Source organism: Treponema sp. R8-4-B8 (assembly GCF_054786175.1).
This window is the reverse complement of sequence record NZ_BDHE01000458.1, coordinates 1-430: the sequence shown is the minus strand read 5'-3', so window position 1 is coordinate 430 and position 430 is coordinate 1. Positions and strand designations below refer to the sequence as shown.

The window sequence follows — 430 nt, the reverse complement described above, 5'->3', positions numbered from 1 at the left end:
AATTATTGAAAAAGCCTAAAAATTCATATATATTAAAGACAACAAATGTTACACATAGGCATTGACGTAGGCTCCACGACGGTAAAGGCCGTCGTGATACAGAGCGGCACAAAAGAGATACTTTGTTCCAGATATGAGCGGCATAACGCCTGCCAGAGTGAAAAGGTTTACGCTTTTTTACAGGAAATTTTTACGGTTTTCCCCAACGACCAATTCAGAATCGCCTTCTGCGGTTCGGGGGGACGAATAATAGCCGATATGATCCACGCGCCCTTTATTCAGGAAGTGGTCGCCACTTCGATAGCGGTGCGGATTTTCTACCCGCAGGCAAGGGTGGCGAAGGAACTTGGGGGACAGGACGCGAAAATCGTCTTTTTTTTCAATGACAACGCCACTAACCAGCTTATAGCGCGCGACAGAAGAAGGACCG

The 430-nt window shown here is 46.7% G+C and carries 1 protein-coding gene; it reads left to right on the top strand.

Going from position 1 to position 430, the window contains the following annotated elements:
* Positions 1-45: 45 nt before the first annotated feature.
* Positions 46-430: hypothetical protein (locus ACYVRA_RS09235; RefSeq protein ID WP_461252406.1), on the top strand; the 385-nt coding region annotated here is incomplete at its 3' end.